General features: G+C 70.0%; 20 protein-coding genes, 1 tRNA gene and 1 other RNA gene. 16 read left to right on the top strand and 6 right to left on the bottom strand.

The annotated features are described in order from the left end of the window. Positions 1-48 precede the first annotated feature (48 nt). Both GEV10_13680 and GEV10_13675 read right to left on the bottom strand, forming a co-directional pair. A complete protein-coding gene (locus GEV10_13680) occupies positions 49-648 on the bottom strand; it encodes a hypothetical protein (GenBank protein ID MQA79504.1) in 600 nt (199 codons plus the stop codon). A gap of 764 nt (positions 649-1,412) precedes the next feature. Further along, positions 1,413-2,021, bottom strand: a complete 609-nt coding sequence (locus GEV10_13675) for a TetR family transcriptional regulator (GenBank protein MQA79503.1) — start codon at positions 2,019-2,021, stop codon at positions 1,413-1,415. 36 nt (positions 2,022-2,057) lie between these two features. On the opposite strand from GEV10_13675, the gene GEV10_13670 reads away from it, so the two are divergent. Continuing rightward, positions 2,058-2,330 carry an NrdH-redoxin gene (locus tag GEV10_13670; GenBank protein ID MQA79502.1) on the top strand — a complete coding sequence of 91 codons (273 nt, stop codon included), beginning with the start codon at positions 2,058-2,060 and terminating at the stop codon, positions 2,328-2,330. Between the two features lie 316 nt (positions 2,331-2,646). On the opposite strand, the gene GEV10_13665 is transcribed toward GEV10_13670, so the two are convergent. Then, a tRNA-Ser gene (locus GEV10_13665) sits at positions 2,647-2,734 on the bottom strand. A gap of 40 nt (positions 2,735-2,774) precedes the next feature. Between GEV10_13665 and ffs the strand changes: the two genes are divergently transcribed. The 8 genes from ffs (at position 2,775) to GEV10_13625 (ending at position 10,352) form a co-directional block, all read left to right on the top strand. Beyond that, positions 2,775-2,871: signal recognition particle sRNA small type (gene ffs / locus GEV10_13660), an RNA gene on the top strand. A gap of 228 nt (positions 2,872-3,099) precedes the next feature. Further along, complete coding sequence (locus tag GEV10_13655; GenBank protein ID MQA79501.1) at positions 3,100-5,031, top strand: DNA polymerase III subunit gamma and tau; 1,932 nt, start codon at positions 3,100-3,102, stop codon at positions 5,029-5,031. Between the two features lie 77 nt (positions 5,032-5,108). Continuing rightward, positions 5,109-5,447, top strand: coding sequence for a YbaB/EbfC family nucleoid-associated protein (locus tag GEV10_13650; protein MQA79500.1), 339 nt, complete (start codon positions 5,109-5,111; stop codon positions 5,445-5,447). A 21-nt stretch (positions 5,448-5,468) separates the two neighbouring features. Further along, entirely contained in the window at positions 5,469-6,074 is a 606-nt protein-coding gene (gene recR, locus GEV10_13645; GenBank protein ID MQA79499.1) for a recombination protein RecR, read from the top strand. 161 nt (positions 6,075-6,235) lie between these two features. Then, positions 6,236-6,796 carry a DUF5063 domain-containing protein gene (locus GEV10_13640; protein ID MQA79498.1) on the top strand — a complete coding sequence of 187 codons (561 nt, stop codon included), beginning with the start codon at positions 6,236-6,238 and terminating at the stop codon, positions 6,794-6,796. Positions 6,797-6,911: 115 nt separating this feature from the next. Then, the gene (locus GEV10_13635; GenBank protein MQA79497.1) at positions 6,912-8,186 is read left to right on the top strand and encodes an aspartate kinase; all 1,275 of its coding nucleotides are present in this window, start codon (positions 6,912-6,914) and stop codon (positions 8,184-8,186) included. Positions 8,187-8,194: 8 nt separating this feature from the next. Beyond that, the gene (locus GEV10_13630; GenBank protein ID MQA79496.1) at positions 8,195-9,259 is read left to right on the top strand and encodes an aspartate-semialdehyde dehydrogenase; all 1,065 of its coding nucleotides are present in this window, start codon (positions 8,195-8,197) and stop codon (positions 9,257-9,259) included. Positions 9,260-9,497: 238 nt separating this feature from the next. Next, positions 9,498-10,352 (top strand): 5,10-methylenetetrahydrofolate reductase, encoded by an 855-nt coding sequence (locus GEV10_13625; GenBank protein ID MQA79495.1) that lies wholly within the window; start codon positions 9,498-9,500, stop codon positions 10,350-10,352. Here GEV10_13625 and GEV10_13620 read toward each other — a convergent pair. Then, on the bottom strand, positions 10,349-11,116 hold the full coding sequence (locus tag GEV10_13620) for a helix-turn-helix domain-containing protein (GenBank protein MQA79494.1): 768 nt from the start codon (positions 11,114-11,116) through the stop codon (positions 10,349-10,351). The two genes, GEV10_13625 and GEV10_13620, sit on opposite strands and share 4 nt — an antisense overlap. Before the next feature lie 189 nt (positions 11,117-11,305). On the opposite strand from GEV10_13620, the gene GEV10_13615 reads away from it, so the two are divergent. The 7 genes from GEV10_13615 (at position 11,306) to GEV10_13585 (ending at position 20,463) form a co-directional block, all read left to right on the top strand. Then, positions 11,306-12,499 (top strand): glycine cleavage system protein T, encoded by a 1,194-nt coding sequence (locus GEV10_13615; protein MQA79493.1) that lies wholly within the window; start codon positions 11,306-11,308, stop codon positions 12,497-12,499. A 92-nt stretch (positions 12,500-12,591) separates the two neighbouring features. Next, positions 12,592-13,392, top strand: coding sequence for a helix-turn-helix domain-containing protein (locus GEV10_13610; GenBank protein ID MQA79492.1), 801 nt, complete (start codon positions 12,592-12,594; stop codon positions 13,390-13,392). A gap of 3 nt (positions 13,393-13,395) precedes the next feature. Next, positions 13,396-14,892 carry an aldehyde dehydrogenase family protein gene (locus GEV10_13605; protein ID MQA79491.1) on the top strand — a complete coding sequence of 499 codons (1,497 nt, stop codon included), beginning with the start codon at positions 13,396-13,398 and terminating at the stop codon, positions 14,890-14,892. Positions 14,893-14,911: 19 nt separating this feature from the next. Continuing rightward, on the top strand, positions 14,912-16,435 hold the full coding sequence (locus tag GEV10_13600; protein ID MQA79490.1) for an oxidoreductase: 1,524 nt from the start codon (positions 14,912-14,914) through the stop codon (positions 16,433-16,435). 1 nt (position 16,436) lies between these two features. Next, positions 16,437-17,504 (top strand): betaine/proline/choline family ABC transporter ATP-binding protein, encoded by a 1,068-nt coding sequence (locus tag GEV10_13595; protein MQA79489.1) that lies wholly within the window; start codon positions 16,437-16,439, stop codon positions 17,502-17,504. Then, the gene (locus tag GEV10_13590; GenBank protein ID MQA79488.1) at positions 17,504-19,516 is read left to right on the top strand and encodes an ABC transporter permease subunit; all 2,013 of its coding nucleotides are present in this window, start codon (positions 17,504-17,506) and stop codon (positions 19,514-19,516) included. Before GEV10_13595 ends, GEV10_13590 begins: the two co-directional genes overlap by 1 nt. After that, on the top strand, positions 19,516-20,463 hold the full coding sequence (locus GEV10_13585; GenBank protein MQA79487.1) for a glycine/betaine ABC transporter substrate-binding protein: 948 nt from the start codon (positions 19,516-19,518) through the stop codon (positions 20,461-20,463). The genes GEV10_13590 and GEV10_13585 overlap by 1 nt, the downstream gene beginning before the upstream one ends. A gap of 317 nt (positions 20,464-20,780) precedes the next feature. On the opposite strand, the gene GEV10_13580 is transcribed toward GEV10_13585, so the two are convergent. Both GEV10_13580 and GEV10_13575 read right to left on the bottom strand, forming a co-directional pair. Next, a complete protein-coding gene (locus tag GEV10_13580) occupies positions 20,781-21,956 on the bottom strand; it encodes a hypothetical protein (GenBank protein ID MQA79486.1) in 1,176 nt (391 codons plus the stop codon). A 96-nt stretch (positions 21,957-22,052) separates the two neighbouring features. Beyond that, positions 22,053-22,940: a LysR family transcriptional regulator gene (locus GEV10_13575; protein MQA79485.1), complete on the bottom strand. Its 888-nt coding sequence runs from the start codon at positions 22,938-22,940 to the stop codon at positions 22,053-22,055. Positions 22,941-22,984: the final 44 nt, after the last annotated feature.

Below are 22,984 nucleotides of genomic sequence, written 5' to 3'. Positions count from 1 at the left end.
CCGTCAACGCACCCCACCTCGTCGCCCTCGTCCGAACAGGAGCGACCTTCAAGAAAGGCAAACTCGTCGAACGACCCGACGACCAACCGAGTCAGCAGCAAGCTGCATGACACACCTATCCACAGGTATTGACAATTGCTCTGCGGCGACCAGCCGGCCAATCAGTTCTTCGTCATAGTGAGGATGTTGACCTCCGGGTTTGACGGCCTCACCCGGATGCCAATAGTGGGTTTGCAGCGCCTTCGCCCACGACACCGCCTGGGCCACGACATCACGTCGTCGCAGGTGAACGAATCTGAGCCGACCCAACTGGGCGCTCAACAGCTCTACATCGGTCACCGCTGATCCAGAATCGGCGGCAAGGTCACCGATCAGTTCCGGCAGCGTCTCGGCCATGATCCTTCCGCCGAAGACACCATTCGATGTCTTGCCGGCGGCCAGCGCCGCTCGAACGTACGCTTCGTCGATCCGTCCGTCACGAGGTCGAGCTATCCGCCAATCGTCGGCGTAGTCATGCAGAGCCCGACGGTTAAAGTAGGAGGCTGGGCGGCCAGCGACTCCGGACGACTCCAGCAGACCGCACAGCAGGGTACTTCCAGAGCGTGGCGTCGCGCAGATCAGGTACGAATCGAAGCCTGGATGGGTCACAGTGGCCGACGGTAACCAAGCGCCAAGCCGCGCCCCAACCGAATTTCCGCAGGACGATCCTCAACCGAAACAGGTCTAGTACGACAGCGGCAGTGTGTGACCTACCTGAGAGCGAGGCGGCCGGTCTCGTCCACCTTCTTAGCTCCCGTTCCTCGCACCGAGAATTCGGCAGCCTGAACAGCTAGGCGCAGCCTTGGTGGCGACGATGAACCCATTTGGGTCGGCCTCGACGTTTGCCTGGTCAGGCTGGCGGAGGATGAGAGATTCGAACTCTCGAGGGGTTGCCCCCAACACGCTTTCCAAGTCCGCACGGCGTAGTTCGCCGACGTTCCGCTGTGTACTCACTCGCAGGAATCGTCGGACTGCGGGACGAGGCGTACGCCACCGGACGGTGGTGGATGAGACCAAGACTGAGACCAAGGCGTAACGAGGTTCTACCGGAAATCGCGGCACGTGACCGTGTCCCGACGTGCAACCGGGGTGAGCCGTTCGGCAACGAGGTTGACGGCGCCGTCGGCGCGTTCGAGCCGGCCGTCGACGAGCAGCGCGGTCTCGTCTTCCAGGTGCATCGGTCGACTTGTGCTCCTTCAGTCTGGCTCGGGGTCAGCGGCTCCTGCAACGAAGGGTTCTCAGCCTGCGGCAGCAGCTTCGAGTGCTTCGCCGGCCCCATCGGTGAGCTCCTGGGCTCGCTGCATTGCCGATCGGATGCGTTCGACCTCGAGTTCGCGGGCGGCGATGATCGCCGCCCGACGTGCGGCCGCGGGTCAGTCTCGGAGGAGTTGGCTGACCAGGGTGGTTCCCAGCCACGCCTCGTAGCGGAGGGGGCTCCATCCCCGCTCGACGACGAGCAAGTGAAAGAGTTCGGGCAGGGTGAGCGCCAGCGTGAGGTCGAGGGCCGAGTCGACCGTGAGGTCAGAGCGGAGCCGCGGGGCGAGGGCGTCGATGAGCTTGCGGATCTCGCGCTCGCGTGCGGCCAAGACGTTGCGCAGGGTCTCGGCCATCTGCGGGTCCGACGCCGCCGCTTCCTGGTAGATCACGACGACGTCGGAGCCGACGTCCATCTGGCGCCGGTTGAGCTCGGCGAGCATCCTCAGCTGCCGGGCGGGGTCTGGCTCGTTTAGATACGCGGCGGCACGTGACGTCGTCTGAGTCTCGCTCATCCAGAGCTCGGTGATCTTGTCGAGGATCTTCGCCTTCGATCCGAAGGCCGAGTAGATCGTCTGGACCGGGATGTCTGCCTCGGCGGAGATGGTGCTGATCGTGGTGGCGACGTAGCCGTGCTCTGCGAACAGCGCCCGGGCGATGCGTGCCACCTCCCGCTTGGTGGCTTCGGCCTGGCGCTGGCGATGTCCGGTCGATCCCTTGACGGCCACACGTCACAGTACCAGTATGTTCGTCATAGTAAGGCTATGATGGGATTCCTATCAAGGGGAAGTCACATGGAAGAGCCGGTCGTGTACTTCAAGCCAGGATGTCCGTTTGGCATCAGGTTGCGGACTGCCTTGACCCTGCACCGGATCCCCCACCGCTCCGTGCGGTTTCGGGACGATGAGGACGGTGCCGCCCGGGTCCGCGACGTGAACGACGGCAACGAGATTTCGCCGACGGTCCACATCGCCGACCGGTGGCTCACAAACCCCGGCTGGCGCGAAGTCCGCGACGCGACATCCACCGTGCAGTGAACCCGGTCGTCAGTCGTGATGAGGTCGCCGTTGTTAGTCCGCGCAGCAGGGGAACCACCAGTCGTCTTCTCCCTCGACGGGGGTGAGTATGACGCCTGCCGCGGCCCGCGCCGGGGGCGTGCCGTCGGGGTCGTACTCCAGTGACCAGGACGTCGCGAAGGGCGCGCCGTGGTTGGACATGAACCAGGCGTTCATGACGCGACGATGATGGTTCGACAGGCGTCGGATCCCGGCCTGATCGAGATCAACTGAGACTACCCACAGAAAGCAGGGCCGGCCCGAGCGGGCCGGCCCTGTGCGTTTTGCCTGGTCAGGCTGGCGGAGGATGAGAGATTCGAACTCTCGAGGGGTTGCCCCCAACACGCTTTCCAAGCGTGCGCCATAGGCCACTAGGCGAATCCTCCCGGTGTGATCCGAGCGTACCGGCCACCTGTTAGCCTGCTTTCAGGCCCCTCACGCGGCGTCACCCAGCTCAACTCCCCCAGGGCCGGAAGGCAGCAAGGGTCGGCAGGCTCTGTCGGGTGCGTGAGGGGTCCCGGCAGCCCTTGTTCGGTGCTGGCAGACGCACCTTCCCCGGTGCCTCGTATCTACCCGGGGGCCGAGCCCCCGGACCCCCCGTTCCCGGCTCCCTGTGGAATGCCTCTGGTTGGGGGCTTCGGTCCTTCGTCCCTCGCTCACACGTCGGCGGTTTCGCCGCTGGCGTGCGCTGGATCCGGCGGTGGCGGAACGGGCCTGCTGGGTGTCGGGGGTGCGGGGTAGGGTCACTGGCGTGTCCCTCGCGTTGTACCGGAAGTACCGCCCCGGATCGTTCGCCGAGGTCGTCGGCCAGGAGCATGTGACCGAGCCGCTCCAGCAGGCGATCCGCAACGGCCGGGTGCACCATGCCTACCTGTTCAGCGGCCCGCGCGGCTGCGGCAAGACGACCTGCGCCCGCGTGCTGGCCCGCTCGCTCAACTGCGCTCAGGGTCCCACCCCCGAGCCGTGCGGCACCTGCGACTCCTGCGTCGCGCTCGCGCCCAACGGCCCCGGCAGCATCGACGTGATCGAGATCGACGCCGCCTCGCACGGCGGGGTCGACGACGCCCGCGAGCTGCGCGAGCGCGCGTTCTTCGCGCCCGTGTCGTCGCGCTTCAAGATCTACGTGATCGACGAGGCGCACATGGTGAGCAAGGACGGCTTCAACGCCCTCCTCAAGCTCGTCGAGGAGCCGCCCGAGCACGTCAAGCTGATCTTCTGCACGACCGAGCCGGAGAAGGTCATCGGCACGATCAGGTCGCGCACGCACCACTACCCGTTCCGGCTCATCGCGCCGCAGGTGCTGCGGTCGCTGCTCGCCCGGATGTGCGAGGACGAGGGCATCGCCGTCGAGTCCGCGGTGCTGCCCCTGGTCGTACGCGCGGGCGCCGGCAGCGCACGCGACGCCCTGTCCGTGCTCGACCAGCTGCTCGCCGGCGCGGGCGCCGAGGGCGTGTCGTACAAGCAGTCCGTCGCGCTGCTCGGCTACACCGACGAGAACCTCCTCGACCAGGTCGTCGACGCCCTCGCCGCGGGTGACGGGGCTACCGTCTTCGAGACCGTCGACCAGGTGATCTCCAGCGGCCATGACCCGCGCAGGTTCGCCGCCGACCTGCTGCAGCGCCTCCGCGACCTCGTCGTCCTCGCCGCGGTCCCCGACGTCGAGCACCGCGGGTTGCTCGACGCGCCGCCCGACCGGCTCGAGCGCATGCGCGGCCAGGCTGACCGCGGGGGAGCCGCCGCGCTCACCAGGGCCGCCGACATCGTGAGCGACGCGCTCACCGAGATGCGCGGGGCCACCGCGCCCCGGCTGTTGCTGGAGCTGATGTGCGCCCGGTTGCTGTTGCCCGAGGCGCTCGGCGGCGAGGCCGCGCTCGCCGCCCGGCTCGACCGGATGGAACGCCGGCTGCGCATGGTCGGCTCCGCGCCCGACACGGGGTCCGAGGCGCCGCCGGCCCCTGCGCGCGCCGAGCCCGTCCCGTCCACCCCGGCGCCGGCGCCGGCACCGGCACCGGCTCCCGACCCGGTGGTCGAGGCTCCGCCCGCCGACGTCCCGACGCCTCCCACGGAGGCCCGGGCGCCCGAGGTGCCGACCGCGCCTCCCGTTGTCGAGGAGCCGGCGCCCGCGGCCTCCGCGCCACCGCCCGCTGAGGCGACCCCCGCCTCGAGCCCGGTCGCGCCGTCCGGCGACGCGCGGGCACGCGACGTCGCCGACGTCGGTGAGCTGCGCCGGCTCTGGCCCGAGGTGCTCGAGGCCGTCAAGGCCAGGCGCAGGTTCGCCTGGATGGTGCTCGACGGCAAGGCGCAGGTGGCCGGCGCCGAGGGCGGCGTGCTCCGCCTGGTCTTCCCCCGCGAGGGCGACGCCAAGGGCTTCGCGCAGAACGGCTGCGACACCGTGCTCCGCGAGGCACTCGCCGAGGTGCTCGGCGTCGACTGGCGGATCGAGGCGAGCTCCGGCCCCGCGCCCGCGTCGCAGGGCGGCGACGCCCCGGCGGCCTCGCCGGCCGCCACGCCCGCGCCGGCACCGCGACGCGACGAGCCCCCCGTCCCGCCGGACCCCACCCCACCCGCCGACCTGCCCGACGAGGAGACCGACGACGTGGTCGCCGACTCCGGTGACGGCGACCTCACCGGCCTCCCACTGCTCGAACGCGAGCTCGGCGCCCGGGTCATCGACGAGCCCTGACGAGTCGTAGGCTCGCCCGTGAGGACGTCGTCGACCCATGGCGGGCGGCGTGACCCATCGAAGACGCAGGAGCGCCCGTGATACCAGGCAACCCGGACATGAACGAGCTGCTGCAGCAGGCCCAGCAGATGCAGCAACAGATGGTGGAGGTCCAGCAGGAGCTGGCCGAGGCCGAGGTCGACGGCTCCGCCGGCGGCGGGCTGGTCAAGGCGACCGTGTCGGGCACGGGTGAGCTCAAGGCGCTGCTCATCGACCCCAAGGCCGTCGACCCCGACGACACCGAGACGCTGGCCGACCTCGTCGTGGCCGCGGTGCGCGACGCCTCCGCCAACGCCCAGGAGCTGCAGACCCAGCGGCTCGGTCCGTTCGCCCAGGCGCTGGGCGGCGGCATGGGCACCGGCATGCTCGGCGCCTGAGCGGGCTCGGGCAGACTCCACGTGTACGAGGGCGCGATCCAGGACCTCATCGACGAGCTCGGCAGGCTGCCCGGCATCGGGCCGAAGAGCGCCCAGCGCATCGCGTTCCACATGCTCGCCGGCGACCCGATCGACACCAGGCGGCTCGCCGACGTGCTCGTCGCGTTCACCGAGAAGGTGCGGTTCTGCCGCACCTGCGGCAACGTGTCCGAGCAGGAGGAGTGCCGCATCTGCACCGACGCGCGGCGCGACACCCAGGTGATCTGCGTGGTCGAGGAGCCCAAGGACGTCCTCGCCATCGAACGCACCCGCGCGTTCCGCGGGAAGTACCACGTGCTCGGCGGCGCGATCAGCCCGATCGACGGCATCGGCCCCGACAACCTGCGGATCGCGGGACTGCGCGACCGGCTCACGCCCGGTGCGGTCACCGAGGTGGTGCTGGCCACCGATCCGAACTGGGAGGGTGAGGCGACGGCGACCTACCTCTATCGTGAGGTACTTCAGCCTCTCGGGCTGCGGGTCACCAGGATCGCCAGTGGCCTCCCGGTCGGGGGCGACTTGGAGTACGCGGACGAGGTCACGCTCGGTCGCGCGTTCGAGGGACGGAGGCAGCTCGATGGCTCGTGACCTGACTGCCCGTGATCTTGCTGCTGTTGGACGGGGGAGATGATGAGTACCGAAGCGATGGAGCTCGACGAGCGCACCGCAGGTAGGGGTCGCGATGCGACCTCTCGTAGCGCGGTGGCTGTCGCGACACCTGCCGGAGGTGCGGGAGGAGGCGGTCGCGCATGAGCACTACCGATCTCGAAGCGTTCGCCGACCAGGTGGCGCAGCACATCGCCAACTACCTCGACGGCCTGGAACGGGTCGCGCTCGGTGACGGCGAGGAGGGCGTGGTGCCCTTCCTGCTGCTCGAGGTGTCGCAGATCTCGTTCATCGGCGCGCAGCTCGGCGCCAACGAGGACGTCGTCCCCGAGGGCAACATCGAGCCGCCCCACGCGCTGGAGGGCGACGTCGACGCGCTCCGTCAGGGACTCGCGGCCCGCCTGGCGGACGTCGACGACTACGTCGAGGTCTTCGACCCCTTCTCCAAGAAGCCGGAGCTCGAGGCGTACCGCCTGTCCGACGACCTCGCCGACATCGCCGCCGACCTCACCCACGGGTTGCGCCACTACGAGGAGGGCAACCGCATCGAGGCGCTGTGGTGGTGGCAGTACTCCTACTTCAACCACTGGGGCAACCACGCGGGCGCGGCGCTGCGCGCCCTGCAGGCCGTCGTGGCGCACGCGCGCCTCGACGTCGCGGAGGACCTCACGGTGGAGGCCGCCGACGAGGTCGGCGTCCTCTGACCGAGGGGCCTCGGCGTCCGGATGCCGAGACGCGTATTCCAGGTGAGGGACGCCTGGTGCCGTACGTAGACTGGGGATTCCTGGTGTCCCTGTCCGCGGAGGCGTGCGCGTCTTGCTGATCGTTCAGAAGTACGGCGGCTCGTCCGTCGCCGACGCCGAAGGCATCAAGCGGGTCGCGCGGCGCATCGTCGCCACCCGCAGGGACGGCAACGACGTCGCCGTCGTGGTGTCCGCGATGGGTGACACCACCGACGAGCTGTCCGACCTCGCCCAGCAGGTCTCACCTGTCCCGCCCGGACGCGAGCTCGACATGCTCCTCACCGCCGGCGAGCGCATCTCGATGGCGCTCGTCGCGATGGCGATCGCCAACCTCGGGTTCGAGGCGCGCTCGTACACCGGTAGCCAGGCAGGCGTGGTCACCGACAGCAGCCACGGCAAGGCGCGGATCGTCGACGTCACGCCGGGTCGGATCAGCGAGGCGCTCGCGGCCGGCGCGATCCCGATCGTCGCCGGTTTCCAGGGGGTGTCCCAGGACAGCAAGGACGTCACCACGCTCGGGCGCGGCGGGTCCGACACGACCGCCGTCGCGCTCGCGGTCGGGCTCGGCGCCGACGTCTGCGAGATCTACACCGACGTCGACGGCGTGTTCACCGCCGACCCGCGCATCGTGCCGTCCGCGCGGCGGCTGGGCAGGGTCGCGTACGAGGAGATGCTCGAGCTCGCCGCGTCCGGCGCGAAGGTCCTGCAAGTGCGCTGCGTCGAGTACGCGCGCAGGTACGGCATTCCGATCCACGTGCGGTCGTCGTTCTCGCAGCGCGAGGGCACCTGGGTCGCAGACAAGTCCGCCGACACCGAAGGAGGTGCCGACATGGAGAACGCCATCATCGCCGGTGTCGCACACGACAGGAGCCAGGCGAAGGTCACGGTCGTCGGCGTGCCCGACAAGCCGGGCGAGGCCGCCGCGATCTTCCGCACGGTCGCGGGCGCGGCGATCAACGTCGACATGATCGTGCAGAACGTCTCACAGGCCACGACCGGGCGCACCGACGTGTCGTTCACGCTGCCCGAGACCGACGGTGATGCGGCGATGAAGGCCCTCGCCAAGGTGAAGGACCAGATCGGGTTCGAGCGCCTGCTGTACGACGACGCGATCGGCAAGGTGTCGCTCGTCGGCGCGGGCATGCGCAGCCATCCGGGCGTGTCGGCGGCGTTCTTCGCGGCCATCGCCGACGCCGGCGTCAACGTCGAGATGATCTCGACCTCGGAGATCCGCATCTCCGTGATCGTCCGCGGCGACGACGTCAACGACGCGGTCACGGCCGTGCACAGCGCGTTCGACCTCGACTCCGACCAGGTCGAGGCAGTGGTCTACGGAGGAACGGGCAGATGAGCGGTCGCATGGGAACACAGAGTGCGAGCAAGCCGACTCTCGCGCTGATCGGGGCCACCGGTGCCGTCGGCACGGTGATGGTCGACCTGGTGTCCACGCGCGACGACGTCTGGGGCGACGTCCGGCTGGTCGCCTCGCCGAGGTCCGCCGGCCGGCGCATCGACGTACGCGGCGTCGAGGTCGAGGTCGAGGCGCTCGCGCCCGAGGTGTTCGACGGTGTCGACGTCGCGGTGTTCGACGTGCCCGACGAGGTGGCGGCGCAGTACGCGCCGATCGCGGCCTCGCGCGGTGCCGTCGTCGTCGACAAGTCCGGTGCGTTCCGGATGAACCCCGACGTGCCTCTCGTCGTACCCGAGGTCAACGGGAGCGCCGCGGCCGACCGCCCGCTCGGCATCATCAGCACGCCGAACTGCACCACCCTCTCGATGATCGTCGTCATCGGCGCACTCGACCGCCGTTACCACGTCGAGGACCTCGTCGTGGCCTCGTACCAGGCGGCGTCGGGTGCCGGTCAGGAGGGCATCGACACGCTGTACTCGCAGTTGGAGAAGGTGGCCGGCGACCGTACGCTCGGCACCGCGCCCGGCGACGTCCGGCGCGTCGTCGGCGACGACCTCGGCCCGTTCCCGGCGCCCCTGGCGCTCAACGTCGTACCGTGGGCCGGCTCGCTGAAGGACGACGGCTGGAGCTCCGAGGAGCTCAAGGTGCGCAACGAGTCGCGCAAGATCCTCGACCGTCCCGACCTGCGCGTGTCCGCGACCTGCGTGCGGGTGCCCGTCATGCGCACGCACGCCCTCGCGATCCACGCCGGCTTCCGCGACGAGGTCGACGTCGACGAGGTGCGCCGCGTGCTCGCCGACGCACCCAGCGTGGTGGTGTGCGACGACCCGGCCGCCGGCGACTTCCCGACGCCCGTCGACGCCACCGGCACCGACCCGACCTGGGTCGGCCGCATCCGCCGCGCGCTCGACGACCCGCGGTCGCTCGACATGTTCTGCTGCGGCGACAACCTGCGCAAGGGCGCCGCACTCAACGCGGCGCAGATCGCCGAGCTGGTCGCCGCCGACCTGTAGGTCGGTCCCCGCCCTGTCCCGATTGAACACGTTAACCTCGTGAAGCTGGACTTCACCTCGTCCCCGGACGAGGTGAAGTTCACGTTGATCACGTTAACGTGATCAACGTGAAAGGGGCGGGCCAGCGATTAAGGGTGCACCGCATATTGGTGTTGCACTGAGTGAAACGCGCCGGTGTCGACGTCGGGTGGCCGAGCTACTCTCACCACATATTGCGTATTGAGAGATTGGTTGCCTGATGCGCAACAGTGTGCTGGTTCGTCCCACCGTGCTCACCGGGCTGCTCGCCGCGCCCAGGTACGAGATCATCCCCACGGCCGCCGCCGAGGAGGCGATCCGCGCGCACGTGCCGCTCGACGTCAGTGTGGCCGTGACCGCGTCGCCGACCAAGGGCCTCGGCCCGACGGTCGACGTCGCGACCAGGCTGGCGCTCGCCGGCTACCACGTCGTGCCGCACCTGTCGGCCAGGCTCGTCGAGGACGACGTCCACCTCGCCGACCTCGTCGCGCGGCTGCGCGAGGCGAACGTCTCCGACGTGTTCGTCCCCGCGGGCGACGCCGATCCACCCGTGGGTGAGTTCACCGCGGCACTCGACGTGCTCCGGCGGCTGACCGACCTCGGGCGCCCGTTCCGGCAGGTCGGCATCACCGGGTACCCGGAGTCGCACCCGACGCTCTCCGACGACATCGTCGTGCAGGCGATGTGGGACAAGCGCGGCCATGCGACCTACGTCGTCAGCAACCTGTGCTTCGACCACACGGTCGTCGCGCGCTGGGTCAAGCGGATGCGGGCACGCGGTGTCGGGCTACCCCTCTACCTCGGGGTGGCCGGTCCGGTCGAGCGCGCCAAGCTCGTGTCGATGGCCGCCAAGATCGGCGTCGGGGAGTCGACGAGGTTCCTCGGCAAGCACCCGAGCTGGTTCCTGCGTATGGCAGGCCCCGGCGGCTATTCGCCCGAGCGGTACCTGCGCCGTACGACCACGGCGCTGGCGCGGCAGCAGACGCCGGTGGCCGGCCTGCATATCTTCACGTTCAACCAGGTGGCGGAGACCGAGCGGTGGCGGCAGCGTCTGCTCGCCGAGGCCCAACACTAGGAGGTGGAGTCGTGTTCGGGTCGGTAGCCGAGCTGACGCGACAGCCGGCGAGCCTCGGCGACGAGGAGCCGGCCGAGCGCCGCGGTGCGGTCGATCATGCGGGGCGATGGCCCCGTGATACCGATGGCCGCGACCGTCGCGGCGCCGCGGGTCCTGATCGGGGCGGCGACCGCGACGAGTCCCGCCTCGAGCTCCTCGTTGGAGATCGCATAGCCCTGTCGCCGCACCTGACGCAGCTCGCGCCCGAGCATCGAGGGCTCGGTGATGGTATGCGGCGTGAGTGGTTCGAGCGGCTCCTCCGGCTGTGCGAGCGCGCCGTACGCGTACAGCACCTTGCCCTGGGCGGAGCAGTGGGCGGGCACGTGGGTGCCGACCCAGTTGGTCGCGCCGAGCAGGTACGCGGAGTCGATCTGCGCGACCTCGACGACCAGGCCGGCGCGCGGGACGGCGAGGTTCACGGTCTCGCCGGTCTCCTCACCGAGGCGCCGCAGCGTCTTGCCGGCGATGTCGACGAGCCCGTCGGTCGGTTCGTGGCGCAGTGCGTACAGCGAGAACTGGGCACCGGGCCGGAACTGCCCGGCGTCGTCGCGCAGCAACAGACCGTGGCGCTCCAGTGCCTGGAGCAGCCGGGACGCGGTCGACTTCGCGAGGCCGGTCTCCCGGACGAGGTCGGTGAAGCTGCGCGGTTCTGTCGACTCGACGACGAGGCTGAGCAGCTCGGCGGCCCGGTCGACGGCCTGCGTGCCGGTCGCTGGCGGCGGCAAGAAAGGCCCCCTTCAGAGTTCTACATCATGAGACCACATCCCACATAATGAGGGTAGGCTCCCAGGATAGAGAGGTCAAGCCGCTCGGCTGGCCATCAGTTTCGAAATGCCCCCATAAGTCAGTCGGACGTTCTGTCCGCGACCCCTGAATTTCCACCGTAGCAGGAAGGAGTGAGCACGTTGTCTCAGGTGAACGAGAATCCAGGTGTACTGCAGTACTCGCGTATCCGGAAGTCGCCGTATTTCTACTCGTCCCGTCAGCACGGGGTGCAGCTGTACAGCGTCTACAACCACACGTACCACCCGCGGCACTATGGCGACCCCGTGCAGGAGTACTGGCACCTGCTGAACGGCGTGACGCTGTGGGACGTCGGTGTCGAGCGGCAGATCGAGATCAGCGGACCCGACGCGTTCGAGTTCACCAACCTGCTGATCCCCCGTGACCTCGGCAAGTGTCGCGTCGAGCAGTGCAAGTACGTGTTCCTCACGCTGCCCGACGGCGGGATCATCAACGACCCCGTCCTGCTGCGGCTGGAGGAGAACCGGTTCCTGCTGTCCCTCGCCGACAGCGACGTCGAGCTCTGGGCACGCGGTGTCGCGTACCGGTCGAACTTCAACGTGGAGATCAAGGAGGTCGACATTGCGCCCGTGCAGGTGCAGGGCCCGAAGTCGATCGACGTGATGGTCGACCTGTTCGGTGAGAGCATCCGCGAGGTGCCGTACTACTACCTGCGTCGCTACGAGATCGACGGGTTGCGCGTGCTGGTGTCCCGCACCGGGTACACGAGCGAGCTCGGCTACGAGATCTACCTCTACGACGCGACGAAGAACGGCAACGCCGACCGCCTCTGGGCGAAGGTGCTCGAGGCGGGCAGGCCGCACGGTCTCGAGGTCATCGGGCCCTGCCACATCCGTCGGATCGAGGGCGGCATCCTCGCCTTCGGTTCCGACATGTGGTTCGACACCAACCCGTACGAGGTCGGCATGGGCTACGACTGGATGGTCGACGTCGACCAGGAGGCCGACTTCATCGGCAAGGAGGCCCTCACCCGGATCAAGGCCGAGGGCGTGAAGCGCAAGATCGTCGGCCTCGAGATCGGTGGCGACCGCCTCGGTTCGTACAACGACGGCTCGATGATCGACGTCTTCCCCCTGTACGCCAACGGCGTGCTCGCCGGCAAGGTCACCTCGGCCTGCCACTCGCCGTCGCTCGACCGGAACATCGGCATGGCGATGGTCTCCGTCGAGCACACCGAGCTCGGCACGCAGCTCGAGGTCGAGACGCCGTCGGCCCGCGTGCCCGCGGTGGTGGTGGAGAAGCCGTTCGTTGACAAGGAGAAGGCGATCCCGAAGCAGCAGCTCGTGACCGCTGCGCCGGCCTGACCGCGCGCCGGTACGCACCCGGGGATCCGGTCGCCTCAGGCGGCCGGATCTTCGGCGTTCCGCGGTCGCGTCAGGTGCACTACGGTTGCGGCATGGGCAACACCGGCGCGGACAGCGCGGGCGTGCAGTCGGTCGATCGCGCGGTCACGATCCTCGAGATCATGGCGCGCGAGGGCGACGTGGGTGTCACCGAGATCGCGGCGGAGCTCGGGGTGCACAAGTCCACGGCGTTCCGGCTCGTGAACACGCTCGAACGCCGCGGCCTCGTCGAGCAGGACAGCGACCGGGGCAAGTACCGCCTCGGGGTCGCCCTGCTCAGGCTCGCCGGCGCCACCCAGAAGCAGCTCGACCTGGTGCAGGAGAGCCGGGTGGTGACCCAGCGGCTCGCGGTCGAGGTCGGCGAGACCGTCAACGTGACGGTGATGTCCGACGGCGCCGCCCTGTACATCGACCAGGCCGCAGGCCCGTCCGCGCTGCAGATCCACAACTGGGTCGGCAGGCGCATCCCGTTGCACGCCACGTCGAACGGCAAGGTGCTGCTGGCCTTCCACTCCTACCGCCGGCTGTCCGACGTGGTGCGCTCGCCGTTGGAGCGCTTCACCGAGCACACGGTCTCGTCGTTGCGCCAGCTGGAGAGCCAGCTCGCGACCGTGCGGGAGACCGGATACGCGGTGGCGGTCAACGAGCTAGAGCTCGGCCTGACGGCGATCGCGGGTCCGGTGTACGACTCGCGCGGTCACGTGATCGCCTCGGTCAGCGCGTCGGGTCCCGGCTTCCGGCTGGAGGGCAGGATCGACCAGGTCGCGGCGTCCGTCGTCGCGGCGGGCGAGGCGATCTCGCGACGCCTCGGCTGGCACTCGTCCACCGCGGTAGGTTCGGTGGATCGGAGGTGAGCGATGCCCGAGATGTACGTCGACGGTGAGTGGGTGCCGGCCGCGGCCGGCAGGACCCGTGAGATCAGATGCCCGGCCGACGGCGCCCTCGTGGCCACCGTCGACGAGGGCGACCGTGCCGACGCGCACGCGGCGGTCGTCGCGGCGAGGCGCGCGTTCGACGACGGTCCGTGGCGCGACTGGCCCGCGAGCGAGCGCGGCAAGCTGCTCCACCGGGTCGCCGACCTCCTCGAGGCCGACACCGAGGAGGTCGCGCGGGCCGAGTCGCTCGACACCGGCAAGCGGATCGTCGAGAGCCGCATCGACGTGTCCGACGTCGTCGGCGTGTTCCGCTACTACGCCGACCTCGCCGCGACCGTGGGTGAGCGGACGGTCGACACCGGCCGGTCGGACGTGCACAGTCGCGTGCTCAGCGAGCCTGTCGGTGTCTGTGCGCTGATCACCCCGTGGAACTACCCGCTGCTGCAGACCTCCTGGAAGGTCGCACCCGCGCTCGCGGCCGGCGCGACGTTCTGCCTCAAGCCCAGCGAGCTGACACCCTCGTCGGCGATCCTGCTCACCCGCATCCTGCAGGCGGTCGGGCTGCCGCCCGGTGTGGCCAACCTCGTGCTCGGCGCCGGCGGTGACGCGGGCGCGGCGCTCGTCGAGCATCCCGGCGTCGACCTCGTGTCGTTCACCGGCGGCCTGGCGACGGGACAGCGGATCATGGCGACCGCGGCCGCGGGCGTCAAGAAGGTCGCGCTGGAGCTCGGCGGCAAGAACCCCAACGTCGTGTTCGCCGACGCCGACTTCGAGACAGCCGTCGACTTCGCGCTCACCGCCGTCTTCCTGCACTCCGGCCAGGTCTGCTCGGCCGGTGCGCGGTTGATCGTCGAGGAGAGCCTGCACGACACGTTCGTCGACGAGCTCGTCAGGCGAGCCGGGAACATCAGGCTGGGCGGGCCGTTCGACGAGCGCGCGGAAACTGGTCCGCTCATCTCCGCCGCCCATCTCGCGAAGGTCGAGCAGTACGTCGCCGCCGGCCTCGCCGAGGGCGCGCTCCTGCGGTGCGGCGGTCGTCGTCCCGACGATCCCGAGCTCGCGAGCGGCTTCTACTACCCGCCGACGATCCTCGATGGTTGCCACGCGGGCATGTCGGTCACCCAGGAGGAGTCGTTCGGTCCGGTGCTCACCGTCGAGACGTTCCGCACCGAGGACGACGCCGTCCGCATCGCCAACGACACGCGGTACGGGCTCGCCGGCGGCGTGTGGACGGGCGACGACGCCAGGGCGGAGCGGATGGCACGCGCCCTGCGGCACGGCACCATCTGGATCAACGACTACCACCCCTACGTCCCGCAGGCGGAGTGGGGCGGATTCAAGCAGTCGGGGTTCGGTCGCGAGCTCGGGCCCACCGGGCTCGCCGAGTACCTCGAGCCCAAGCACGTCTGGCGACGTCTCGACGTGAAGCCGGACCACTGGTTCGGCGCCGGCGAGAAGGCGGAGGTCGACGGGGGCTGACCGACCGGGAGGGTGAAAATTGAGGCAGCACGACTACGACGTCATCGTGGTCGGTGGCGGTACGGCGGGTGCGGTCGTCGCGCGGCGTCTGGTCGACGACGAGCGCCGGGTCTGCGTGATCGAGGCGGGCCCGAGCGATGTCGGCGACCAGCGCGTACTCCAGCTGAGCCGCTGGCTCGACCTCCTCGGCGGTGAGCTCGACTTCGACTACGGCACCGTCGAGCAGCCGCACGGCAACAGCCACATCAGGCACGCGCGCGCCCGGGTGCTCGGCGGCTGCTCGTCGCACAACACGATGATCAGCCTCCGTCCGATGCCCGGCGACTTCGACGCGTGGGTGGCCGCGGGCGCGAAGGGCTGGTCGCCCGCCGACATGCAACCGTACGGCGAGCGGTTGCTCAACCGCTTCCAGCCCGTCGACGACGTGCACCACAACCCGCTGTGCGACGCCTTCGTGTCGTCGTGCGGCACCGCGCTGGGCGTGCCGCTCGTCACCGACTTCAACGCCGCGCCGTTCGTCGAGGGCGCGGGATACCTGCCGGTCGGCTACGACCCGGCGTCGGGTGTGCGGTCGTCGTCGTCGGTGTCGTACCTGCACGGCGTGCTCGACAGGGACAACCTCACGATGCTCCTCGAGACCCGCGCGGTGCGTCTCGAGACCGACGAGGGCCGGACGACCGGCGTACGGGTCAGGTCCTCGACGACGGGCGGGGAGTACACCGTCCCGCTCGCGCCCGGCGGCACCGTGGTGCTCGCCGCCGGAGCCGTCGACACCCCGCGCCTCCTGCTGCTCTCCGGCATCGGGCCCGCTGGTGAGCTCGACGGCCTCGGCATCGAGCCGGTCGTCGACCTGCCGGGCGTCGGCGAGAACCTGCTCGACCATCCCGAGGCGCTGGTGCTGTGGGAGGCGTCACGACCGGTGCCGGAGCCGTCGGTCATGCAGTCCGACGCCGGGCTGTTCGTCAGGCGCGACACGGAGGAGACCGCGCCCGACCTGATGTTCCACCTCTACATGATCCCGTTCACGGTCAACACCGAACGACTCGGCTACCCGGTGCCCGAGCACGGGTTCGGCATGACGCCGAACATCCCGCGCCCGCGCAGTGTCGGGCGGCTGTCCCTCACGTCCGCGAGCCCGGACGACAAGCCGGCGCTCGACTTCCGCTACCTCAGCGATCCCGGCGGCTACGACGCGCGCACGCTCGTCGACGGCGTGCGGATCGCGCGGGAGGTCGCGGCCACCGCGCCGTTCCGCGACTGGATCGCGCGCGAGATCGCACCGGGACCCGACGTCGTCGACGACGCCGACCTCGAGCAGTTCGTCCGGCGGTCGCACCACACCGTCTACCACCCCGCCGGCACGTGCCGGATGGGCGCGGACGACGACCGGCTCGCGGTCGTCACGCCGGACCTCAGGCTCCGCGGCGTCGACGGCGTGATGGTCGCAGACGCCTCGATCTTCCCCACCATGCCGACGGTCAACCCGATGATCGCAGTCTTCATGATCGGGGAACGGGCCGCCGATCTCGTGAAGGGCGTCTGACATGGCCGTGCCCACAGTGGAAACCGAGCGTCCGCGCCGTGAGGCGTCTGGGGCATCGCTGCACGTCGAGGGGCTGTGGAAGGTGTTCGGCCCGCACCCGGAACGCATCCCCGGCAGCGCGGAGGCCGACCTGGCCAGAGACGAGCTGCGCGAGCGCACCGGCTGCGTCAGCGCGGTGAAGGACGTCACGTTCAACGTGGCGCCGGGCGAGGTCTTCGTCGTCATGGGGCTGTCCGGCTCCGGCAAGTCCACGCTCGTCCGTTGCCTCACCCGCCTCGTCGAGCCGACCGCGGGCGCGATGCGCCTCGACGACGAGGACGTGCGCGGGGCGTCCGAGGCGCGGTTGCGTGAGCTACGCAGGCACACCTTCGCGATGGTGTTCCAGAACTTCGGACTGCTCCCGCACCGGCGCGTGCTCGACAACGTGGCGTACGGGCTGGAGATCCGTGGTGTCGGCAAGGCGGAGCGGCTGGCCAAGGCCAAGGAGGTGGTCGACCTCGTCGGGCTGTCCGGCAACGAGGACTCGTACCCCGACCAGCTGTCCGGCGGCATGCAGCAACGCGTCGGCCTGGCCAGGGCGCTCGCGGTCGACCCGAAGGTGCTGTTCTTCGACGAGCCGTTCTCCGCGCTCGACCCGCTGATCAGGCGCGACATGCAGAACGAGGTCATCCGCCTGCACCACGAGGTCGGCAAGACGATGGTGTTCATCACCCACGACCTGCAGGAGGCGCTGAGGCTCGGCGACCGCATCCTCATCATGCGCGACGGCGAGGTCGTGCAGGTGGGCCGTCCCGACGAGGTCGTCGGTGCGCCGCAGGGCGACTACGTACGCGACTTCGTGAGCGAGGTGCCGAAGTCGCACGTCCTCACCCTGCGATGGGTGATGCGCGAGCCGAGGGAGGACGACCGCCTCGACGGCCCGGAGATGGGGCCCGACGAGGTCATCCGTGCGGCGGCACCCGCCGTCCTCGCCGCCGACGCGCCCGTACGGGTCGTCGAGGACGGCACGCTGCTCGGTGTCGTCGACGACGACGAGATCCTGCGCGTCGTGGTCGCCGAGGACGCGTGATGGCGACCGCCACGGTGGCGACCGGCGGGCGGGGACTGCGACGGGTCAGGACCCGGTGGCTCGTCGCCGGCGTGATCGTCGCGTGGATCGTGCTGTGGGCGGTGCTGCGCAACAGGTTCACGCTCGCTCTCGAGCCCGCGCAGCTGACGACGGTGCACGGGTGGCTCAACGACCTGCGCTCGACCGTCGACGCGAGCCGCGCCACGAGCCCCGTGTTCGCATACTTCTTCGACGCCATCCGCGCCGCGATCGACGCGTTCGTCTCGCTGCTGCAGGACCTGCTCGCGCGTCCCGCCTACGGTCGTCCGGTGCCGGTGATCGGCTGGCTCGGCGTCGTCGCGATCGCGACCTGGCTCGCGTACGCCCTCGCCGGCGTGCGCATGGCGATCCTCGCCGCCGTCGGCTTCACCTTCCTCGGCCTGCAGGGCCTGTGGGAGGACAGCATGTACACGCTGAGCCTGACGATCGCGGCGGTCGTGCTCGCGCTCCTCATCGGCATCCCGCTCGGCGTGCTGGCGGGGTTGCGCAAGGGTATCGAGCGGGTGGTCACCCCGGTACTCGACTTCATGCAGACGATGCCGACGTTCGTCTATCTCGCGCCGCTCACCCTGTTCTTCCTCATCGGTCCCGCCGCGGCGACGATCGCGACGCTGATCTACGCGCTGCCGCCGGTCATCCGCATCACCGCGCACGGCATCCGCACGGTGTCGCCGGCGGCGCTCGAGGCGACCACGTCGCTCGGTGCGACCCGCTGGCAGAAGCTCCTGAAGGTGCAGCTGCCACTGGCGGGGCAGACGATCGTCGTCGGCGTCAACCAGACGATGATGGCGGCCCTGTCGATGGCGACCATCGCCGCGCTGATCGCGGCGCCCGGCCTGGGCCAGACGGTGATCAACGCGCTGCAGGCGCTCGACGTCGGCACGGCGTTCAACGCGGGGCTGGCGATCGTCGTCATCGCGATCGTGCTCGACCGCGTGACGACGGCGGCGAGCCGCCGCACCGAGCGCGTCCGGCGGGCGGACGCGAGCCACCTCCGCAGGCGCCGGGTGATCCTCGGGGTCGGCGCCGCCGCGGTGATCTGGGCGATCTGGCAGTCGCGCACGTACCTGTGGTCGGCGCGCTTCCCGAGCGAGGTCGACGTCGGACCGGTGCGGTTCTCGCTCGACCTCGGCACGGGGATCGTGAACGTCACGACCGCCGTCGTCACCTGGATCCAGGAGAACCTCGCCGGCGTCACGACCGCCGTCAAGGACGCCGTCACGTACGCCCTGCTCAACCCGCTGCAGGCGCTGCTCGGCGGGTCCCCCTGGTTCGTCACGGCTCTCGCGATCCTGGCCATCGCCTTCGCGCTCGCCGGCATCCGCGCCGTGATCGTCGCGGCCGGGTGCCTCGCCCTGATCCTCGTGACGGGCCTGTGGGGCGACTCGATGGTGACGCTCGCGGCGAGCCTGGTCGCGACGGTCATCGTGATGCTGTTCGGCGTCGTCGTCGGCGTCGCGATGGGCAGGAGCGCCAGGCTCGACCAGGTGGTGCGTCCGGTGCTCGACGCGTTGCAGACGATGCCCGCGTTCGTCTACCTCGTGCCGTTCCTCGGCCTGTTCGGTGCGACGAGGTTCACGGCGATCGTGGCGGCCGTGGCGTACGCCGCGCCGGTGAGCATCAAGCTGGTGGCCGACGGCATCCGCGGGGTACCCGCGAGTGTCATGGAGGCCGCGAAGTCGGCGGGCTCGACGACCTGGCAGACCATCACCAAGGTGCAGCTGCCCATGACCCGCCGCGCGCTGACGCTCGCCGCCAATCAGGGCCTCATCTACGTCCTGTCGATGGTGGTGGTCGGCGGTCTCGTCGGTGCCGGTGCGCTGGGCTACGACGTCGTCGCCGGGTTCTCCCAGCTCGAGCTGTACGGCAAGGGACTCGCGGCCGGCATCGCGATCGTGCTGCTCGGCATCATGCTCGACCGGATCACGCAACGAGCCGCGGCCCGCGCGAGCGCACGTCCCGGAGGTGTGTGATGACGAGGATCGTCGCCCTGCTCGCGGCGGTCGCGCTGGCCGCGACCGGCTGCATCGGCACGAAGGTGTCGGAGGTGACACCGCCGAACGCCGCCGACTGCCAGCTCAACCTCGCGATCAACGACTGGGTGGGTTACTACGCCGACGCCGCGGTCGTGTCGTACATCGCCGAGCACGAGCTCGGCTGCATCGTCACGCAGAAGAACCTCAAGGAGGAGGTGGCGTGGCAGGGCTTCGCGACGGGTGAGGTCGACGCGATCCTGGAGAACTGGGGCCACGACGACCTCAAGCAGCGCTACATCAAGGAGCAGAAGGTCGCGGTCGAGGCCGGCTGGACCGGCAACATTGGTCAGATCGGCTGGTACGTCCCACCGTGGATGGTGAAGAAGTACCCGGACATCCTCGACTACCGCAACCTGAACAAGTACGCGAAGCTGTTCCGCACGTCGGAGTCGGGGCAGAAGGGCCAGCTGCTCGACGGCGATCCCGCGTTCGTCACCAACGACGCCGCGCTCGTGCAGAACCTGGAGCTCGACTACAAGGTGGTGTACGCGGGCAGCGAGGCCGCGCTCATCCAGGGCTTCCGGCAGGCCGAGCGTGGCAAGAAGCCGATGCTCGGCTACTTCTACGAGCCGCACTGGTTCTTCTCCGACATGAAGCTCGCGCACGTGAAGCTGCCGCCGTACGAGACCGGTTGTGACGCCGACCCGCAGAAGGTCGACTGCGACTACCCGGAGCTGAAGCTCGACAAGATCGTGAGCGCGGAGTTCGCCGAGGACGACAACGCCGCGTACCAGCTGATCAAGAAGTTCCGGTGGACCAACGACGACCAGAACGAGGTCGCCAGGTCGATCGCCGTCGACGGCCTCTCGAACGAGGAGGCCGCGAAGAAGTGGGTCGAGGCGCATCCCGACGCCTGGCGCACCTGGCTCCCGCCGAGGTCCTGACCGCACGGCCGGCCGTCACGCCGCGGTGCAGACCCGGCAGCGGCCGCGGCGCCGGTAGTAGTACGCCAGGGTCGCCAGGCCGAGCGTCGCGCCCCACAGCGGGAACGGGAAGAGCCGACGGCGCCTCGGGACCCTCGTGGCGCTGGAACGGCCGGGCGGCCGGGTGTACGAGCCACCACACACCGAACAGCGTGTGCGCGGCCGCCCAGATGGCGATCAGTGCCGGCAGGTGGACGAGCCGCCCGCGCGGTGCCGGCTCGGCTGCTGGTGAGCGTGGAGTCGACGTGATCATGTGTGCCTCCCGCATCGTGGTGCCCTCACGATGCGCCGGCAGCGGTGACCGGAGCGGCCGGCTCTCGGGTCCGTCGCAGCCAGTAGGCGAACACTGCGGCGCCCAGTAACGGACCCCAGACGGGGAAGGGCATGCCGAAGAAGCTGTAGGCGACCTCGCGCGGGTCGCCCGACTCGATGGAACCCAGCAGAAAGCCGGGTGCGGAGATGGTGATGACGGCCGCCATCAGCGTGCCGGGGACGACCGCCAGCCTCACCGGGACGGCGCGTCCGCTCAGGACCGGGACCCACCGGGGGAAGACCTCGCCCCAGCGGCTGATCAGCCCGAGGGTCAGGATCACGCCCAGGGCACAGGGGAGCGCGAACAAGCTCCCCCGAAGCCTCGTGGCCGCGTCCAAGCTCATGGATATCACGAGCTCGTCGACGCCGGGGCCGCCGAGCGGCCACGGCGTCAGCCAGGTCAACCGGGCCAGACCGTAGGGGACGGGACCCAGCGCCGCGGCGATGGTGACCACCCGGCCCCACCGTCGTACTGATGCCGGCCTCGCCCATGATGCCGACGCCTCCGCGGCCCGGTCGTGCGACTGCAGCCTGAGCAGCGACGCGACCGCTGTCCACGCCCAGCATGCCGCCGCGGCCGCCATACCCCACGACCAGACGATGCGGACGTAGTAGCCCTCGGGGTCACTCGTGAAGCTGCCCAGGTAGGTGGCGACGGCCTCGCCCAACGTGTTCAGAGCCCCTGACGCGAACCCGGCGGCGCCCAGGACCAGCAGGAGCGACACCACCACGAGTCCGGCAGGACGCCATCTCCGGCAGGCCAGCACCACCACCACGGCGACGCCGACCGGCGCGGTCAGGGCGGCGACGTACCCCAAGCTCGACATGATCGAGCCGTCGGCCATGACGAACGCGAAGAACAGCGTCTCCGCGCCGGCGCCGGCGCCGGCGACCCGAAGAGCCGCTCGGCTCGCGCCGCCCCGCAGGGCGATGACCGTCAGCAGGATCCCCACCGCGGCGAACGTCAGCAACATCGCCGAGGCCGGTGCGCGCTCGATCAGATGGTTGACGCCCGCTCTGACGTTGTCCCCCGACCCGTAGGGATAGGTGTCCGGCGCCGCCAGCCAGGTCACGGCGACGGACGCCGCGGCCAGCGAGGCGAACAGAGAGAGCACCCAAGGCCGTCGCGTCGACATGATCATGTGAGCCTCCGCATCGTGATGTCCTCACGATGCGCCGGCGACGGTGGCCGCGACCTCCGTCGTCCGACCGACGTCGTTCGGTCCTTCGGCCGATCCTCAGCTCGGGGCGACGGCCGACGCGGTCTCGAGGAACCTGCGCAGGGCAGGGCTCTGCTCCCGGTCCGGCCGGCTGACCACCGAGACCGTCGACGACGCCTCCCTGTCGTCGAGCTCCAGGTAGCGCAGGCCGTGCAGGCGCAGGGCGCGCATGGAGTCCGGGACGATCGTGACGCCCATGTTGGCGGCGACGAGGCCGAGCAGGGTGGGGAACTGGATCGCCTCCTGCGCCGGCTCCAGGTGGAAACCGGCCCGGTGGCACAGCGCCGCGATGTGGTCGTACAGCCGGGAGACCTGGCGGCGCGGGAACGCGAGGAACCGCTCGCTGCCGAGCTCGCGCAGGCGGACGGTCCTGCGCTTCGCGAGCGGGTGCGAGCGGTGGACGGCGACGACCAGGCGTTCGCGCAGCAGCGGCGTGACCCGCAACCCAGGCGCGCTGGTGACCTCGCGGACGATCCCGGCGTCGAGCCTGCCCGCGGCGACGTCGTCGAGCTGCCGGCCGGAGACCGACTCCTCGAGCTCGATCCGCAGCCCCGGCCAGGACCGCTGCATGGCGAGGACGATGCGCGGCATGACGCCGAGCGCGGCCGAGCTGACGAAGCCGACCCGAATCCTGCCGAGCTCCCCGCGTGCCGCCTGCGCGACGACGGACTCCGCGTGCGTCGCCTCGGCGAGCACCCGGCGCGCCTGCTCGACGAGCGCGCGTCCGGCGTCCGTCGGCTCGGCGGCGTGTGCGGTGCGCAGGAACAGCTCGGTGCCGAGGTCGCGTTCGAGGCGGCCGACCTGCTGGCTGAGCGCCTGCGGGGTGACCTGCAGCCGTTCCGCGGCGCGACGGAACGTGCCTTCCTCGGCGACCGTGACGACGTACCTGAGTTGGCGCAGCTCCATCGCCGCGAAGCTTCCGTCTCGTGTCATCGAGTGCAAGCACCGCC

The organism is Streptosporangiales bacterium, from assembly GCA_009379955.1.
In the GTDB taxonomy this organism is placed as follows: domain Bacteria; phylum Actinomycetota; class Actinomycetes; order Streptosporangiales; family WHST01; genus WHST01.
Note: the sequence above shows the minus strand (reverse complement) of the source record. Positions and strands in the feature narration are given on the sequence as shown.

What these genes read in the sequence shown, in the direction of transcription:
- GEV10_13670 (MQA79502.1), top strand. Translation starts at nt 2,058, where the DNA reads ATGATGGGATTCCTATCAAGGGGAAGTCACATGGAAGAGCCGGTCGTG.
- GEV10_13640 (MQA79498.1), top strand. Translation starts at nt 6,236, where the DNA reads ATGAGCACTACCGATCTCGAAGCGTTCGCCGACCAGGTGGCGCAGCAC.
- GEV10_13630 (MQA79496.1), top strand. Translation starts at nt 8,195, where the DNA reads ATGGGAACACAGAGTGCGAGCAAGCCGACTCTCGCGCTGATCGGGGCC.
- GEV10_13625 (MQA79495.1), top strand. Translation starts at nt 9,498, where the DNA reads ATGCGCAACAGTGTGCTGGTTCGTCCCACCGTGCTCACCGGGCTGCTC.
- GEV10_13610 (MQA79492.1), top strand. Translation starts at nt 12,592, where the DNA reads ATGGGCAACACCGGCGCGGACAGCGCGGGCGTGCAGTCGGTCGATCGC.
- GEV10_13605 (MQA79491.1), top strand. Translation starts at nt 13,396, where the DNA reads ATGCCCGAGATGTACGTCGACGGTGAGTGGGTGCCGGCCGCGGCCGGC.
- GEV10_13595 (MQA79489.1), top strand. Translation starts at nt 16,437, where the DNA reads ATGGCCGTGCCCACAGTGGAAACCGAGCGTCCGCGCCGTGAGGCGTCT.
- GEV10_13590 (MQA79488.1), top strand. Translation starts at nt 17,504, where the DNA reads ATGGCGACCGCCACGGTGGCGACCGGCGGGCGGGGACTGCGACGGGTC.
- GEV10_13585 (MQA79487.1), top strand. Translation starts at nt 19,516, where the DNA reads ATGACGAGGATCGTCGCCCTGCTCGCGGCGGTCGCGCTGGCCGCGACC.
- GEV10_13580 (MQA79486.1), bottom strand. Translation starts at nt 21,956, where the DNA reads ATGATCATGTCGACGCGACGGCCTTGGGTGCTCTCTCTGTTCGCCTCG.
- GEV10_13575 (MQA79485.1), bottom strand. Translation starts at nt 22,940, where the DNA reads ATGGAGCTGCGCCAACTCAGGTACGTCGTCACGGTCGCCGAGGAAGGC.